The organism is Sorangium sp. So ce375 (assembly GCF_051473855.1).
Lineage (GTDB): Bacteria > Myxococcota_A > Polyangia > Polyangiales > Polyangiaceae > Sorangium.
Map to the genome: position 1 here is coordinate 7,485,417 of NZ_CP150335.1, position 14,545 is coordinate 7,499,961.

The window sequence follows — 14,545 nt, forward strand, 5'->3', positions numbered from 1 at the left end:
TCGGCGCGCTGCCCTCCTGCGAGGAGCGAAACTTTTCATCGAACGGTACGGTCAGCCGCCCGGGCGCGCGCGTCCGGCTTCTCCACCGGAGGCGCGCGGCGCTAGAGTACCACGATGCGACGAACCGACTTGACCGGCCTGGCGGCGTGCGCCGCCCTGAGCACGGCGCTTGGCTGCAATGCGATCTGGGGGATCCCCGACGGGGAAGCCAGCGAAGATCCCGGGGCGGCTGGCGCAGGTGGTACAGGGGCCGCGGGGACGACCGCCGGCGCAGGCGCAGGCACCGGCGGGGTCGGCGCGGCCGGCGGGGCCGCTGCGGCGTGCCCGATCGAGCCGTTCACCGGGCGCGCGCCGGGCGCGTGCCAGGCCGCCGACGACGCGCACGACTACCGCTCCGATCCGGAGAACTGCTGTGTTCTCGGCAGGAGCTGCCTCGGCGGCGCCTGCGAGGAGGGCAGGTGCCTCCCCGTCGTCCTCGCGACGGCCAACGATGAGGAGCACGAGGCGATCGGCCTCGTGATCGAGGGGGACGGAGACGACGGGCGCGTGCTCTGGGCGAGCGGCTACGGGAGCACGATCTTCGCGACCGAGAAGGCGGCCTCCGGCACGACAGAGCCGCTGGTGATCCTCGACTCGCTCGCGACCCTGCTCGCGCGCTCGGAGAGCTCGCTGCTCATCACCGACGAGACCGAGCCGGACGTGTACCGGATGCCGCTCACGGGGAATGTCACTGTCTCGACCGTCGCCAGGGCCCAGGGAGCGGCAGGCTACAAGCGGCCCGTGGCCGGCGGCGGCTGGGTCTACTGGATCACCGGAATGATCGCGGACCCAGACCAGGATCCCGACGCGCGCGATGTCCCGAAGCGCATCTGGGCGGCGCGGGCCGACGGGACCGATCAGACAGGCACTCCCGTCTTCGACCGGGACACGTACGTCGGAGGCCTCGCGCTGGACGCCACCCATCTCTACTGGACCGAGGTGGAGCCCGGCGGGACGCACAGCACCGTTCGGCGGATGGCGCTCGGAGAGCCGAGCGAGCCCGAGATCGTCGCGTCGACGCCCCTCCACGACGGCGACCTCCCCGGAGACATCGCCGTCGGCGATCGGATCTACTGGATCAGCGGCTACGCCATCTACGCCGCGAACAAGGACGGCACCGAGGCAGGGACGCTCGTGGCGACGGACTTCCCCACGCGCCTGATGACGGACTCCACCTTTGTCTACTGGTACAGCCGCGAGGGGCAGCTCCAGCGGGTGCGCGCCTCGGGCGGCGCGCCAGAGCCGCTCGCCGACAGCGCCGATATCCGGGATCTCGCCCAGGACTGCGGCGCCCTCTACTGGACGACCTGGGCCACCGACGAGCAGCCGGCGTCGGTGTTCAAGCTGGCCAAGTGAACCGCCGATACGACAGCACACGCCCCGCGCGCCCGCTCCGCTGAACGAGCGCCTCTCCATACCATCCAGATCCGCTCCCGTCGGCCGGCCAGCTTCCCCTCGTCCGAATCGAGCACGATTTCGACTCCAGGATCGGGCGCTGCGGATACCCCATCGCTGCCCCGCGGCGACGGCCAACTCCTGGGTGGCGCCCCTTCCGGAGAGGATCGCCCGCTGCGCCCTGCGATCCGGGTCGCGCTCAAGGCCAATGTGCCACGATGGTTTTGCCACGATGTGACGAAATACCCCAGCCCGCCGCTCACCATCCTCTCACCGACGCACGCCCGGCGAAGCTCCTCAACGGCCTAGGGATCCGACGTACACAGAACCGTGGTCTCGGCCACGGCGCGCACCTCGGGGGCACATGCCTTGCAAATGCAGAGTTCGACCGCGATCACCGATCCGGCTCGCTCCGAGGCTCTCGCACCGGTCGACGCGACGGAATCACCAGCGCTTCATCACACGACGATCATCCCCAGCCCAGCGCGCTCTCCGGGGCAGAGGTGGCGATATCGCCCCCGCGCCAGGAGGAGAGCGCGCCGAGGCGCACCGACGCCATCACGTTCAAGAACGGAACGCACGCCCTTCGAGGGCTGCTTTGCTTTCCTTGCGCCTGGCGCGCGCAGGCGCTCGGCTCGGCACCACACGCATCAGGCTCGAGTCGCTCGTCAGAGCGAGAGAGAGGCACCATGACCCGTAACAGCGTGATTCCAGACCTTGTCGCCGGCCGCTACAGGATGGAGAGGCGGATCTCGGCAGGCGGCATGGGGACCATCTGGCAGGCTCAGGATCTCACCATGGAGCGCCCGGTGGCCCTGAAGTTGATGCTGGACACCTATGCGTCGGACGCAGGCGCGCGCGAGCGGTTCGCGCGCGAGGCGAGGGCGGCGGTTCGGCTCGGCACGGAGACGGACTATGTCGTGCGGATCCTGGATTACGGCGTCGACGCCGCGACGCCGTACATCGCAATGGAGCTCCTTCACGGCGAAGATCTCGAGGCGCGGCTCCAGCGGCTCGGGACGCTGTCGGTGAAGGAGGTGGCCGCGTTCCTGCCTCAGATCGCCTGCGCGCTGCGGAAGGCGCACGCGATCCAGCTCGTGCACCGGGACATCAAGCCGTCGAACATCTTCGTCTCCTCCCAGGATGAAGAGGAGAGGATCAAGCTGCTGGATCTCGGCATCGTGAAGGAGCTCGGCCCGGGGGCGATCTCCACGTCGGGCAAGATCCTCGGCACGCTCTGGTACATGAGCCCGGAGCAGCTCGACGGTAAATCGCTGGATCACCGCACCGATCTCTGGTCGCTCGGCCTCGTGCTGTACCGGGCGCTGTCGGGGCGGCTCCCCTTCCAGGGGAAGACCGTGGGAGAGCACCTGGCGTTGCTCTTCGATGGCCACGCGCCCCGCCTCGCCGAGATCGCGCCCCACCTGCCCGCGGACCTGGATGGCTTCTTCGAGCGCGCGCTGAAGGTGGATCCCGCGCTGAGGTTTCAGACGGCCGATGAGCTGGCCAGGGCGTTCGTCGCGCTCGCCAAGGTATCCTGGCGGCCACCGCCTCCGTCGGCGGAGGCGCGCGGCGAGCCCGAGCGCGCTCCGCTGCACGCTCTGGCGCCCACCGTGCCGAACGGGGCGATGGGGTGCCGAGCCGCCGAGCTGCCACGGAGCAGCTCGGCCCCGTGAGCCTCATCAGCGCGCGGAAGCCCCTCGATCGCTGAGACCCGCGCCGCGCCCCTCGGCGCTCACCGCGCCACGACGCCGAGCTGCTGGAGCAGCGTCAGGTTGTCCTCGATGTGCCAGTTGTCGGTGATGCGACCGTCCTTCACCCGCAGGATATCGGTGGCGATGAAGTCCACGGCCTGCCCGGCGCCCTTCCTGTCGCCGAAGGCGCCGGTGAAGCGGCCTCGAAAGCGCAGGTGCGCCACCACGCGATCGCCGGCGACGATCAGCTGCTCCACCTCGCAGCTCAGGTCCGGCACCGCCGCGCGGAAGCTCTTCGACGCGAACGCCGGGCCGTCGGGGCCTTGCGGGCGCCCCTCGGGCAAGGTGCGGTCGGTGAACGTCGGCGCGATCGCCGCGTCGAGGTAGCTCGTGTCGCCGGTGCTCCAGAACGCGTAGAAGCGGCGCGCCGCGAGGATCTCCGCGTCGGCCTGCGCCCTGGGCAGGCTCGCGTCGACGACCGTCGACCGCGGCGCAGGCAGGTCCTCCGCGCCGGCGCCCTGCACGTAGCAGGCGCTCGCGGCGGCGAAGAGCGACAGAGACAGGGCGCTGATCAACAAGGGCTTTCTCATAAGGAGTCTCCTTCGAACGGCGATGTCGGACAGCCGGTGGCCCGCGCGAGCCGACCGGCAGCGCTGCCAGCACGGCAGCGCGCAGCGCCGAGCACGGCGGGCAGAAGGCCCGCCCCGGCGCGGCGACAGGAGCACCTTGATCCTTTCCACTGCGAACGAGAATGGCGGCATCGTCCGAACCAGCTTTTCGAGAAAGTTGAAGATGTCCCCTCGCGCGGCTACCCTGCCGAGGGTTCGGCGAGGGTGCGCGCGGTGGTCGAGCTCGAGGACATGCAGCTGTTCGTGTGCGCCGTCGGGAGCGGCAGCCTGTCGGCGGCGGGGCGTGAGCTCGGGTTCTCGCCGGCGGTGGCGAGCAAGCGCATGACGCGGCTGGAATCGGCGCTCGGCGTGCGCCTCCTGCAGCGGAGCTCGCGGCGCCTCACGCTCACCAGCGAGGGCGCGACGTACCACGAGCGCTGCTTGGCGATCCTCGCCGACGTGAGCGAGGCCGAGCTCGCGGTGACGGCCGGCAGGGCCGAGGCGCGCGGCCTCCTTCACGTGTCGGCGCCGGTGGATCTCGGCCGCCGGTGGGTGGGGCCGGCCGCGGCCGACTTCGCGGCCGCGCACCCGCGGCTCAGCGTGCGCGTCAGCCTGTCGGACCGCGTGGTGGACCTGTTCGAGGCCGGCGTGGACGTGGCCGTGCGCATCGGCGCGCTGGCCGACTCGCGCCTCGTCTCCCGCCGGCTCGCCCGGAGCCGCCGCGTGGTCTGCGGCGCGCCGGCCTACATCGATCGCCGCGGGCGGCCGCGCACGATCGCGGACCTGGCCCAGCACGACTGCATCGTGCTGCAGCGCCCGGGCATGCGCGCCCTCTCGTGGACGTTCCGCACCGAGCAGGGGCTCCACACCGTCCGGCCCTCCGGACGGCTCGTGGCCGACAGCGGCGACCTGGTGCGCGACTGGGCCGTGGCCGGCCACGGCCTCGCCTTCAAGTCGATCTGGGACGTCGCCGCCGACATCGACGCCGGGCGCCTCGTCCCGCTGCTCACCGACCTGCCCTCGCCGGGCTCGGCCGTGAACGTCATCTACCCGAGCCGGCGCTTCCTGCCCGCGAGGGCGCGGCTGTTCGTCGATTTCCTGGAGCAGCGCTTCGCCGCGCACGAGGCGGCGGTGCTGGCCGCGTCGACGCCGCGCGCGGAGCCGCCCTCGACGCCTTCATCGCCTCGCGGCAAGCAGCGCGCGTAACGAGCACCCCCCGCGGCGCGCAAGGCGGGGCCGCTGCCGCGACGAGCGGGGCGCCTCAGGCGTCGGCCCGCGGGCCCGCTCCGATCGCCGACAGGAACTGCTCCCTCTCCTCGTCCGTCGGGCGCCGCCCCGAGAGGTAGCGCCGCTGGTGCGCGCGCGCCGCCGCCAGCGACGCCTGATTCAGGACAGCTATCGGCACCTTGGGCGCGTACAGGCTCGTCACCTCGAGCAGCGTCGTCCCGTCCGGGCCCGGCGAGAAGCGGTGAGTCGCGCGCCCTCGCGTCCACAGCATGTTCTCCTCGAACGCATCGACGACGACGACGAAGACCTCGGGCGAGACGCGCTCTGCAGAGAACCGCGACGTCTGCGTGAAGCGCGAGGCGCCCGGGAGAGACACGCTCATCCGGAGGACGAAGCTCGGCTCACGGTACGATCCCGACTGCATCTCGCACTCGGCCCCGGGGAAGAGCTCCCGCGCGCTGCCGTGCTGATCCCACCACACGGCGGCGGCGTCGAGCGGGTCGATGTGCCCGAGCTCGATGACGAACCGGACGCCGCGCATCCCTCGCGCCTCGTCGTGGACGCTCTCGGCATGCGCGATCTCCGTGTCCTCTTGCTGCCACATGGTCGTCTCCTCACCCCGGCGAGCGAGCATAAGTGAAGCACCGTTGCGCATCAAGGAAGCGGCCCGCCACGCCGGATTCACGCCGCCGCAACATCGCGACAAGACGCGACAAGACCAGAAGAGCGGCCCCCTCTCGCGCGCTCGGATCCGCCGCCCGCCGCCCGCCGAGCCGGCTCATGACGGCGCGAGTCCGGCGAAACCTTACGCCGCGTTCAGCGTGAATGCGTCGACCGCCGGCGGAGCGCCTTGCTACCCTCCCCGGCACCATGAACTACCGCAATCTCGGACGCACCGGCCTGAAGGTCAGCCCCCTCTGCCTCGGCACGATGAACTTCGGCCCGGAGACCAGCGAGCCCGACAGCTTTGCCATCATGGACCGGGCGCTCGGACACGGGATCAATTTCTTCGACACGGCCAACGTCTACGGCCGGAAGCGCGGAGAGGGGATCACCGAGCAGATCGTCGGGCGCTGGCTCGCGCAGGGCGATGGGCGCCGGGACCGCATCGTGCTCGCCACGAAGGTCTACGGCCTCATGGGCGAAGGGCCGAACGACAGGAGGCTCTCGGCCTATCACATCCGGCGCGCCTGCGAGGAGAGCCTGCGCCGCCTGCAGACGGACCATATCGACCTCTACCAGATGCACCACATCGACCGCGAGACGCCCTGGGACGAGATCTGGCAGGCGATGGAGCAGCTCGTCCGCGAGGGGAAGGTCCTCTATGTCGGCAGCAGCAACTTCGCAGGCTGGCAGATCGCGCAGGCGAACGGCCTCGCCGCGCAGCGGCACTTCCTCGGCCTCGTCTCGGAGCAGAGCCTGTACAACCTCAACGCACGCACCGTCGAGCTGGAGGTCCTGCCCGCGTGCCGCGCGTTCGGCCTCGGCGTCCTTCCCTGGAGCCCGCTCGCCGGCGGGCTGCTCGGCGGCGCCCTCCAGAAGGCGCGCGAGGGCCGGCGCTCCTCCGCCGACGCGCAGGAGCGCATCGAGAAGAACCGCGCCAAGCTGGAGGCGTACGAGGCGTTCTGCGCCGAGATCGGCGAGAGACCCGCCGACGTGGCCGTGGCCTGGCTGCTCCAGAACCCCGTCGTGACGTCGCCCATCCTCGGCCCGCGCACCATCGAGCAGCTCGACGGGAGCCTGCGCGCCCTCGAGATCAAGCTGACGCCGGAGCACCTCAAGCGGCTCGACGCGGTGTTCCCCGGCCCCGGCGGCGAGGCGCCGGAGGCCTACGCTTGGTGACCGTGACCGTGACCGCGACCGCCTCCTGACGGATCCCCTCGCCCCGCCCGGGCCCCCTCGCTCGCGGCGGCGCGCGGGGGGTGGATTTCGATTCCCTGGCGGCCAGCGGATGGCCTAGCCTTCGAGGCCCGGAGAGGCGCCTCGCGACGCCCGGGAACGAGGGAGTGGCCATGGACCGATGGCGGTATGAACGGGGGCTGCTCGACGTCGGCAATGGCTGCTTTGCCTATCTCCAGCCGGCCGGCACCTGGGGGCTCAGCAACGCGGGGCTCATCACGTCGGACGGCGAGGCCCTCCTCGTCGACACGCTCTTCGACCTGAAGCGCACGCGCGAGATGCTCGACGCCATGCGCGCGGCGACCCCCGCCGCGGCGCGGATAGGCACCGTCGTGAACACCCACGCGAACGGCGACCATTGCTACGGCAACGCCCTCGTCGAGGGCGCGACGATCATCGCCACGCGCGCCGGCGCGGCCGAGATGGACGAGGTCCCCGCGCCGATGCTGGCCATGATGATGCGACAGGCGCGCAGCGGCGCCGCCGGCGCGCTGGGCGAGTACCTCATCCATTGCTTCGGGGCGTTCGATTTCGACGGGATCGCCCCCACGCCGCCGACCAGGGTCTTCGACGGGGAGCTGACCGTCGCGGTCGGGGGCAAGGAGGTCCACCTCATCGAGGTGGGCCCCTCGCACACGAAGGGCGATCTGCTCGTGCACGTGCCGGCGGACCGGGTGATCTACACGGGAGACATCCTCTTCATCGACGCGACGCCGATCATGTGGGCAGGGCCGGTCGCCAACTGGACCAAGGCCTGCGACGTCGTCCTCGCGGCCGACGTCGACGTCATCGTGCCAGGACACGGCCCCATCACGGATCGCGCGGGTGTGCGCGCGGTCCGCGACTACCTCGTGTACATCCGCGACGAGGCCCGGCGCCGCTACGACGCCGGCATGCCCCCGGCGGACGCCGCCCGCGACATCGCGCTCGCCGACTACGCGAGCTGGAGCGACGCCGAGCGGATCGCGGTCAACGTGCACACGCTCTACCGCGAGTTCAGCGGCGGAAAGCTCGCCTTGCCGGGCCCGATCGAGCTCTTCGGCCTCATGGCCCAGCTCGCGCGTCGGCCGCCCTGAGCGAGCCAGAAGAAGATGACGACCATGATGAGTCTGTCGTCGCGTACAGCGAAGTTAAGCTAAGCGAAGATCACGCCCGTCGTCGTCCCTGGCAGCAGGCGATCCTCGGCGCCTCGGCCGCACAGAGGGGCGCCGCCAGCCGCCATGGACATAGAGTTTCCCCTGAGGACGACTCTGGGTCAAGCGACGCCAAGGCCCGCGCGGACAGCCAATGTCCTTGCCGTCGCGCCGGCATCCGGCGTTCTCCCTTCGGCATTGCACCACCGTCGGGACGCCGATCACCCCTTCATGCCGGCGCGAGCGACGCCCTCAGACCGAAACTGGCAGAGACAGCACAAATTTCCAGACCACATTCGCTCTCTTTTCGAGAGTGAGAGTTGATCCCTCAGGTCACCTGGGACACGGCGGTCATCGGTGGCACGGGCGCGCCGAGAGGGTGAGTCGCGACAGGCCTGCACGCCTGCGCTCGCCGCGCGAGCGCGCCCGGGTCAACGCGGGGCCGGACGGCGCGGCCGAGCGGCCGACCGCGGCGCCGCTGGAGGGCCGGCGGCGCGGCGGAGCGCTCCGCCGCCCTTCGCGCCGAGCACGACGATGTCGACGACGGCCTCCAGGACGCCGTCGTCGACGGGCGCGCGCAGACGGAACAGGCGGTTCGTCACGACGCCGCGGATCATCTCCACGAGGAGGTCGAGGTCGGAGCCCGGCGGCAGCTCGCCGCGCGCGACGCCGCGCTCGAGCACCTCCCGCCAGGGGGCGAGGCGCTCGTCGCGGAGCGCGCGAGCGAACGCATCGACCTCCGGCACGTGCAGCTCGGCGAGGAGCATGCGGTAGATGCCCTGGCCCTCGGGCGTCGATGCCGAGGCGACGAAGCGCCGCACGAGCTCGATCAGGTCGAGCCGCACCGCGCCGGTGTCCGGCGGCGCCTCGCCGTCGTCGAGGAGCGACCGCAGCGTCGCCTTGACGAGCTCAGCCTTTGTCGGCCAGCGGCGGTAGATCGTCGTCTTGTTCACGCCCGCCCGCGCGGCCACGTCCTCCACCCGGAGCGCCGCATAGCCGGCGCGCGCGATCTCCGCGGCGGCCGCGTGCATCACCGCGCGCACGACGCGCTCGCTCCGGCCGCCGCGCCGCGCGCCGTGCGCGCCTGTGCGACGGCGCTCCACCGCAGGGACGGGCTCGGCCGGCGACGGCTCTCTCGGGGTGACCGACATGGCGCTCCGCATCGCGAGGGCGCTCCATTGAACCACGACCACGCAGGTCAGGCGTGGAGCGGTCCGACTATGGCAACAAACAGTTGTCTTTGGTAGCCCCCGTGGTACCACTATCGCAACTACAGGTTGCCTTAACGACGTGGCGATCGACGCGCCGCTGTCGAGGGCGACGAGGAGCAGGCGGCGACCATGTCCACGACGACGAGCGCTCTCCCTCGAGAACCGGGAGCGGACCCGGAGGCGATCTCCGGGGCAGTCAAGGCCGGGAAGCCGAGCAGGACGGCCGTCATCATGGCGGCGGTGGCCGCGCTGGCCGTCGCGGCGGGCGCGGGTTGGTACGTCGCCCACCGGGGGATCGAGGCGACGGACGACGCGCAGATCGACGCGGAGGTGGTGTCGGTCCCGGCGCGCGCGGCGGGCGTGGTGGTGAAGGTCCTCTTCTCGGAGAACCAGACGGTGAAGGCGGGCGACGTGCTCGCCGAGCTCGACGCCGAGCCCGCGCGCGCGCGGCTCGCGCAAGCGGAGGCGAGCCTCTCGGCGGCCAGGGCGAGCGCCGACGCGGCCGACGCCGACGAGCGCATCGCCGAGACCAACGCGCGCAGCAACAAGTCGGTGGCCGAGGCCTCGCTGCACGGCGCGGCGAGCAGCGCGAGCGCGTCGAAGCAGCAGATCGCCGAGGGCGAGGCGCTGGTCGCCTCGACGACGGCGACCCTGGAGCAGGCCACGCTCGAGCGGGATCGCGCGAGGAAGCTCGTGGAGACCGGGGCGCTCGCCCAGGCCCAGCTCGACCAGCTGCAGGCGTCCGTCGACGTCGCCCGCGCGTCGCTCGAGCAGGCGAAGGCGCGCCTCGCGGCGCTCCGGGCGACGACCACGCAGGCGTGGAGCCGGGTCGAGGAGGCGAACGCGAAGGTCCAGCAGGCCAGCAACGTCGACGCGTTCATCGCGCAGGCCCGCGCCCGCGCCCGCGTGGCGCGCGCCCAGGTGGAGACCGCCCAGGCCGCGCGGGACCTGGCCGCGCTCGAGCTCTCGTACACGCGCATCGTCGCGCCGCAGGACGGCGCCGTGTCGAAGAAGACCCTCTCCGTCGGGCAGATGGTCTCCGCGGGCCAGGCGGTGGGCGTGCTGGTCCCGGCGCGGCAGGTCTGGGTGACCGGCAACTTCAAGGAGACGCAGCTCGCGCGCATGCGCGTCGGGCAGCCCGCGCACGTGTCGATCGACGCCTACCCCGGCGTGACCGTGGACGGCGAGGTCGAGAGCTTCTCCGCCGCCACCGGCGCGCGCTTCAGCCTGCTGCCGCCGGACAACGCGACCGGCAACTTCACGAAGGTCGTCCAGCGGGTGCCGGTGCGGATCCAACTCCACGACGCGCCGCCCGACGTGGTGCTGCGCCCGGGGATGAGCGTCGAGCTGGCGGTCGACACGAGCAGATAGGATGAGGAGGCGGCCATGGCAGAGGTGGCTATCGCGGCCCCGTCGGCGTACGCCGGCGCGCCCGCCAACGCGAACAGGTGGCTCGTGGCCGTGGCGGTGGCCCTCGGCGCGCTCCTTGAGATCGTCGACACGAGCATCGTCAACGTGGCGCTCACCGAGATGCAGAACTCGCTCGGCGCCACGCTCACCCAGGTGAGCTGGGTCGTCTCGAGCTACGCCATCGCGAACGTCATCATCCTGCCGCTCACCGCGTGGCTCGGGCACCGCTTCGGCAAGAAGCGTTACTTTGTCTTCTCGCTCATCGCCTTCACCGCGGCGTCGGTGCTCTGCGGCGTCGCCCACAGCCTCCCGATGCTCATCGTCGCCCGCGTGCTCCAGGGGCTCGGCGGCGGCGGCCTGCTCGCGAAGGCGCAGTCGATCCTGTTCGAGACGTTCCCGAAGCACGAGCAGGCGATGGCGCAGGGCTTCTTCTCCGCCATCGTCATCGCCGGCCCCACGATCGGGCCGACGCTCGGCGGCTACATCGTCACGAACATCGACTGGCGCTGGATCTTCTTCATCAACGTCCCGCTCGGCATCGCGGCCGTGTTCATGTGCCTGGCCTTCCTGCCGCCGGACGCCGCGGGCGAGCGGGAGCGCGGCGGCGTCGATTGGATCGCGATCGCCCTGCTCGCGGCCGGCATCGGCTCGCTTCAGACGGTGCTCGAGGAGGGGCACTCCGAGGAGTGGTTCGACTCGCCGTTCATCCTCACGTTCTCCGTTGTCGCGGTCGTGAGCCTCGTGCTGTTCGTCCACCGCGAGCTGACGTCGAAGAGCCCGATCGTCGACCTGCGCGTGCTCCGGTACCGCTCGCTCTGGGCGGGGAGCCTCCTGTCCGCCGTCATCGGCATGGGCCTCTACGGCGCGCTCTTCGCGGTGCCCATCTTCACCCAGTCGATCCTCGGCTACACATCGCAGCAGACCGGCCTGCTCCTGCTCCCCGGCGCGCTGGCCTCCGCCTTCTCCATGCCGCTCGTGGCGCGGCTCCTGAACCGCTTCGACCCGCGCGTGCTCCTCGTGGTCGGGGGGCTCATCCTGCTCGCCGCGCTCTTCCAGCTCCAGACGCTCACCCCGATGACGGGCGCGGGCGACCTGTTCTGGCCGCTGATCATCCGGTCGTTCGGCACGACGCTGATGTTCCTGCCGCTGAGCATGGCCACGCTGGGGCCGCTCCCCAAGAAGGACATCGCCGCCGCGACCGGCCTCTACAGCCTGACGCGGCAGCTCGGGGGCAGCGTCGGGGTCGCCCTGCTGACCACCGTGCTCGCCGATCGGCAAGCGTTCCACCGGGCGGTCCTGGTGAGCGACATGGGCGCGAGCGACCCGAGGACCCTGGAGCGCATCGCCGCGTACGCGGCGGGGTTCGCCGCGAAGGGGTTCGATCCGGCGGACGCGCGCGACAAGGCGCTCCACGTCCTCGATCGGATCGTGAACATGCAGGCCGCCGTCATGTCGTTCAACGACACGTTCTGGGTGACGGCGATCCTGGTCCTCGCCACGCTCCCGCTGGTGCTCCTGCTGGGGAAGGGCCGGGGCGGCCCCGCGTCCGCGGGGCACTGAGCCGCTCGCCGAGGGGCCCGGCGCGCTCGACCGACCTCACATCGAGTACGTGCTGCCCTGCCCCTCCGCGGCGGGGGCCACGGCGGGCGACTCCCCCTCGCGGAGCTCCTCCACCGCCTTCGCGTGCTCGGAGAGCGCCGGCAGCGCCTGCGGGTCGTAGTCGGGCGCGACCCAGAAGACCTCTGGCGCGGGTCTGTACTCGCTCGAATAGCTGCGCTCCGCGGCCCGCCCGTCCTTGTAACGGACGGTGACATACGATCTCACGTCGTATCCGCACGAGCCCTTCTGGTGGCGCTTCACCTTGCCCTCGGCGAGATCGGACTTCACGTAGATGCGCCGGATGAAGTCGTCGGTGTGCTCGGCCGAGACGTGGTGTTGGACCTCGGCCACGGGGTCTCCGCCCAGGATCTCGACGCGGAGCACCGTCGGCTCGGGGAGATACGCGTGGATCATGATCGGGAACGGGAGCGTGTTCCTGATCTTCAGGTCCGACTCCGGGTAGGTCACCATCGCGTCGAGCCCCATGGGGATGTAGGCGCTCGGGCGGGAGTGGCTCTGGCGATCCGGCGTGTCGAGCGCGCCGAAGAGCGACGCGGCGTAGAGCGTGCTCGAGACCTGACACGTCCCCCCGCCGTAGCCGGGGACGGTCTCGTCCCCCAGGATCTCGGGGGCGATGGTGAACCCGTTCTTGGCCGTCCGGGGGCCGACGTGGGCGTTGAACGAGAAGGTGTCGCCCGGAGCCAGGATGGTGCCGTCGATCTTGGACGCCGCGTTCCTGATGTTGCGGGCGCGCCCCGCCTCCTTGCCCTGGTGCTTGAACTTTGTCTCGTAGGCCGCGACGACCTTCGTGACATCCACGCTCACCAGATCGGCGACCTCGACCTCCGGCAAGATCTGCCGGACCGCGAGCTCGATGAGCTCCTCGTCGCCGTGCTCTCCGGCCCGCAGCGCCGCGATCGAGGCGTCGACGTCGAGCGCCCGGCCGGCCTGCTCCGGGATCTTGCGCCGGTTCGCGAGGTCGAGCCGCGCGTCCACGGGCGTCCGGTAGACCTGCGGAGCGAGCCGCTCGAAGAACGCGCGGGCCTTCTGCTCGTCGACGGCCCACACGAGCGGTACGTCGATCTCGCCGCGCCGCGCCCGCCGGGCCTCCCGGAGCCGCCGCATCCAGGGCCCCTCGTGGCCGACGAGCTGCGCCGCCGCGAGCGTCTCGTCGACGGCGACCTCGACCCCCGCCTCGCCGAGCGTCGCGGTGATCTCCACGTCGTCGTGGCGCAGCCGGACGACGCGCCCGCGGAGCGCGTCGCGCCGCGCCGTCAGCCAGGCCGCCGGCGCGGCGCCGTCCGGCAGGAAGCGCTCGCCGACCGAGAGGCCGCGGACCACCGGAGAAGCCGGCAGCGCCTCGCGAACCGCCATGGCGGCGCCCACACCGGCTGAACCGCCGAGCGCCAAGACCAGAACGAGGGCCCTCGTATCCACGGCAGCTCGCCATGGTAGCCGGAACGCGGACGTTCTGGAAGATCGCTAGACCGTCGAGAAGAGAAAAAACCGCCATGGCGCCAAGAACGCCATGAGACGAAGGGAAGGCCTTAGCCGCCGCCGACGAAGTGGACGATCTCGACGACGTCGCCCTCGGCGAGCTCGGCGGCCGTGTGCTCGGCCCGCGGCACCACCTGGCCGTTGCGCTCCACCGCCACCGGGCCCTCGGTCAGCCCGAGCAGCTCGACGAGCCTCCGCACCGTGAGCGCCGCCGGCACCTCGCGCGCTTCCCCGTTCACCGTGATGTTCATGGCTTCCTCACCTCTCGCACCACCCCTCGCGCCGCGCCCTCCAGCGGCTCGGCGGCCGCCCCGGCGAGCGCCGCCCGGAAGCGCCGCGCGTTCTCCACGTAGCTCACAGCGCCGAGCCTGCCGAGCTCGGCCTGGTCCGGCCGGACCTCGCCCACCACCTGGGCCGGGTTGCCGCGCACCATCGATCGCGGCGGGATCACCCGCCCCGGCGGCACCACCGCGCCGGCCGCGATCACCGAGCAAGCGCCGATCTCGACGTTGTCGAGCACGATGCTCCCCATCCCGATCAGGCACCCGTCCCCGACGAGGCAGCCGTGCAGGATCGCGCCGTGCCCGATGGTCACGTCGGCGCCGACGATCGTCTGCGAGACGCCGGCCGTCAGGTGCAGGCACGCGAGATCCTGCACGTTGGTCCGCGGACCGACCCGGATCGCGCCGATGTCCCCGCGCAGCACCGCGCCGAACCACACGCTCGCCTCGTCGCCGAGCTCGACGTCGCCGATCACCGTCGCGTTCGGCGCGAGGAACACGTCGCGCCCGAGCCGAGGGGACAGCCCGCCGAGGTCCAGGACGAGCGCCACG

General features: G+C 71.6%; 13 protein-coding genes. 7 read left to right on the forward strand and 6 right to left on the reverse strand.

Going from position 1 to position 14,545, the window contains the following annotated elements:
• The first annotated feature begins 114 nt into the window (after positions 1-114).
• Together WME90_RS27625 and WME90_RS27630 are read left to right on the forward strand one after the other, a co-directional pair.
• Positions 115-1,395 carry a hypothetical protein gene (locus WME90_RS27625; RefSeq protein WP_437275000.1) on the forward strand — a complete coding sequence of 427 codons (1,281 nt, stop codon included), beginning with the start codon at positions 115-117 and terminating at the stop codon, positions 1,393-1,395.
• Between the two features lie 728 nt (positions 1,396-2,123).
• Positions 2,124-3,110 (forward strand): serine/threonine-protein kinase, encoded by a 987-nt coding sequence (locus WME90_RS27630; protein WP_437275001.1) that lies wholly within the window; start codon positions 2,124-2,126, stop codon positions 3,108-3,110.
• A gap of 59 nt (positions 3,111-3,169) precedes the next feature.
• Here WME90_RS27630 and WME90_RS27635 read toward each other — a convergent pair whose 3' ends face one another.
• Positions 3,170-3,718, reverse strand: coding sequence for an ester cyclase (locus WME90_RS27635; protein WP_437275002.1), 549 nt, complete (start codon positions 3,716-3,718; stop codon positions 3,170-3,172).
• 243 nt (positions 3,719-3,961) lie between these two features.
• On the opposite strand from WME90_RS27635, the gene WME90_RS27640 reads away from it, so the two are divergent.
• Positions 3,962-4,942: a LysR family transcriptional regulator gene (locus WME90_RS27640; RefSeq protein WP_437275003.1), complete on the forward strand. Its 981-nt coding sequence runs from the start codon at positions 3,962-3,964 to the stop codon at positions 4,940-4,942.
• 55 nt (positions 4,943-4,997) lie between these two features.
• On the opposite strand, the gene WME90_RS27645 is transcribed toward WME90_RS27640, so the two are convergent.
• On the reverse strand, positions 4,998-5,567 hold the full coding sequence (locus tag WME90_RS27645; protein WP_437275004.1) for a hypothetical protein: 570 nt from the start codon (positions 5,565-5,567) through the stop codon (positions 4,998-5,000).
• Between the two features lie 266 nt (positions 5,568-5,833).
• Between WME90_RS27645 and WME90_RS27650 the strand changes: the two genes are divergently transcribed.
• Both WME90_RS27650 and WME90_RS27655 read left to right on the forward strand, forming a co-directional pair.
• Positions 5,834-6,805, forward strand: a complete 972-nt coding sequence (locus WME90_RS27650) for an aldo/keto reductase (protein ID WP_437275005.1) — start codon at positions 5,834-5,836, stop codon at positions 6,803-6,805.
• 170 nt (positions 6,806-6,975) lie between these two features.
• Positions 6,976-7,938 carry an MBL fold metallo-hydrolase gene (locus WME90_RS27655; RefSeq protein WP_437275006.1) on the forward strand — a complete coding sequence of 321 codons (963 nt, stop codon included), beginning with the start codon at positions 6,976-6,978 and terminating at the stop codon, positions 7,936-7,938.
• Positions 7,939-8,426: 488 nt separating this feature from the next.
• On the opposite strand, the gene WME90_RS27660 is transcribed toward WME90_RS27655, so the two are convergent.
• Positions 8,427-9,146, reverse strand: coding sequence for a TetR/AcrR family transcriptional regulator (locus tag WME90_RS27660; RefSeq protein ID WP_437275007.1), 720 nt, complete (start codon positions 9,144-9,146; stop codon positions 8,427-8,429).
• 189 nt (positions 9,147-9,335) lie between these two features.
• Between WME90_RS27660 and WME90_RS27665 the strand changes: the two genes are divergently transcribed.
• Together WME90_RS27665 and WME90_RS27670 are read left to right on the forward strand one after the other, a co-directional pair.
• Positions 9,336-10,577 carry an HlyD family secretion protein gene (locus WME90_RS27665; protein WP_437275008.1) on the forward strand — a complete coding sequence of 414 codons (1,242 nt, stop codon included), beginning with the start codon at positions 9,336-9,338 and terminating at the stop codon, positions 10,575-10,577.
• Positions 10,578-10,592: 15 nt separating this feature from the next.
• Positions 10,593-12,176, forward strand: a complete 1,584-nt coding sequence (locus WME90_RS27670; protein ID WP_437275009.1) for a DHA2 family efflux MFS transporter permease subunit — start codon at positions 10,593-10,595, stop codon at positions 12,174-12,176.
• A gap of 36 nt (positions 12,177-12,212) precedes the next feature.
• Here WME90_RS27670 and WME90_RS27675 read toward each other — a convergent pair whose 3' ends face one another.
• The 3 genes from WME90_RS27675 to WME90_RS27685 form a co-directional block, all read right to left on the reverse strand.
• Entirely contained in the window at positions 12,213-13,589 is a 1,377-nt protein-coding gene (locus WME90_RS27675) for a VanW family protein (RefSeq protein WP_437275010.1), read from the reverse strand.
• Positions 13,590-13,762: 173 nt separating this feature from the next.
• Positions 13,763-13,963 carry a sulfur carrier protein ThiS gene (thiS, locus tag WME90_RS27680; protein ID WP_437275011.1) on the reverse strand — a complete coding sequence of 67 codons (201 nt, stop codon included), beginning with the start codon at positions 13,961-13,963 and terminating at the stop codon, positions 13,763-13,765.
• Positions 13,960-14,544: a gamma carbonic anhydrase family protein gene (locus WME90_RS27685; protein WP_437275012.1), complete on the reverse strand. Its 585-nt coding sequence runs from the start codon at positions 14,542-14,544 to the stop codon at positions 13,960-13,962. Before WME90_RS27685 ends, thiS begins: the two co-directional genes overlap by 4 nt.
• Position 14,545 lies beyond the last annotated feature (1 nt).

Bases quoted from the DNA above. Each gene is read 5' to 3' on its own strand.
- WME90_RS27650 (WP_437275005.1), top strand. From the start codon at position 5,834: ATGAACTACCGCAATCTCGGACGCACCGGCCTGAAGGTCAGCCCCCTC.
- WME90_RS27630 (WP_437275001.1), top strand. From the start codon at position 2,124: ATGACCCGTAACAGCGTGATTCCAGACCTTGTCGCCGGCCGCTACAGG.
- WME90_RS27670 (WP_437275009.1), top strand. From the start codon at position 10,593: ATGGCAGAGGTGGCTATCGCGGCCCCGTCGGCGTACGCCGGCGCGCCC.
- WME90_RS27675 (WP_437275010.1), bottom strand. From the start codon at position 13,589: ATGGCGGTTCGCGAGGCGCTGCCGGCTTCTCCGGTGGTCCGCGGCCTC.
- thiS (WP_437275011.1), bottom strand. From the start codon at position 13,963: ATGAACATCACGGTGAACGGGGAAGCGCGCGAGGTGCCGGCGGCGCTC.
- WME90_RS27645 (WP_437275004.1), bottom strand. From the start codon at position 5,567: ATGTGGCAGCAAGAGGACACGGAGATCGCGCATGCCGAGAGCGTCCAC.
- WME90_RS27655 (WP_437275006.1), top strand. From the start codon at position 6,976: ATGGACCGATGGCGGTATGAACGGGGGCTGCTCGACGTCGGCAATGGC.
- WME90_RS27625 (WP_437275000.1), top strand. From the start codon at position 115: ATGCGACGAACCGACTTGACCGGCCTGGCGGCGTGCGCCGCCCTGAGC.
- WME90_RS27665 (WP_437275008.1), top strand. From the start codon at position 9,336: ATGTCCACGACGACGAGCGCTCTCCCTCGAGAACCGGGAGCGGACCCG.
- WME90_RS27635 (WP_437275002.1), bottom strand. From the start codon at position 3,718: ATGAGAAAGCCCTTGTTGATCAGCGCCCTGTCTCTGTCGCTCTTCGCC.
- WME90_RS27660 (WP_437275007.1), bottom strand. From the start codon at position 9,146: ATGTCGGTCACCCCGAGAGAGCCGTCGCCGGCCGAGCCCGTCCCTGCG.